This is a genomic window from Bradyrhizobium sp. Mp27, from assembly GCF_029953005.1.
GTDB lineage: Bacteria > Pseudomonadota > Alphaproteobacteria > Rhizobiales > Xanthobacteraceae > Bradyrhizobium > Bradyrhizobium barranii.
Map to the genome: position 1 here is coordinate 1 of NZ_JASAUS010000587.1, position 684 is coordinate 684.

The 684-nt window shown below is 55.1% G+C and carries 1 pseudogene; it reads left to right on the top strand.

Going from position 1 to position 684, the window contains the following annotated elements:
• A pseudogene (locus QJT78_RS51875) lies at positions 1-257 on the top strand (hypothetical protein); the annotation flags it as partial.
• Positions 258-684 lie beyond the last annotated feature (427 nt).

Genomic DNA, 684 nt, shown 5'->3' on the forward strand with positions numbered 1-684 from the left:
GTCTCGGTCATGGCGTATCGCTCTCCTCGAGAGGTTCTGGCAGGCTCGTCACCCGCCTCGATACGCCGCCTTCCTCACACCGTCATCACCCAGATTCCGCCATAGCTCCCCACATGGTCGCAGACCACCAGAAGGATATCGCCGAGTACAAGAAGGCATCAAAAAGTAAGGATGCTGCTGGAGAATATGCTTCCGGCCAGATAGATACGTTGCAAAAGCACCTGGACACCGCAAAATCGTTGAAAGCCGGTAACTAATCGGACGCCGGAATTGCGGCGACGGGGGCGCGGCAAGACAAATAATTTGCCAGAACGCCGCGATTTCGGGCGGACCAGCAGGTCATAATTCGAAGCACGCAGACCCTTCTTGTCGTCAAGGACGGCGCGGGCTCACGTTTATCAATTCAGTAAGCGGTTCGTGCGAGCAGGCAATTTCCGTATGCCGCGATAATCAACAAACTTATCAGAAAATCTCCAACCCCGGCTCGTCGCAAGATCAGTGACTCTCAGGGGGCACGACCTGGCTCGTTCTCCACATTGAGAAAACGGGAGTGTAAAGTCATTTCATTCTTAGCCCGTCCTATTCGTGAGAGTGCGGCTTTTGGGCCCGATTGATGCGGCCGCACATCTTGTCTGACGAGGCGCATAGGATTGCCTTCGGCTTTTCGCCGCCTGACGACCGGTA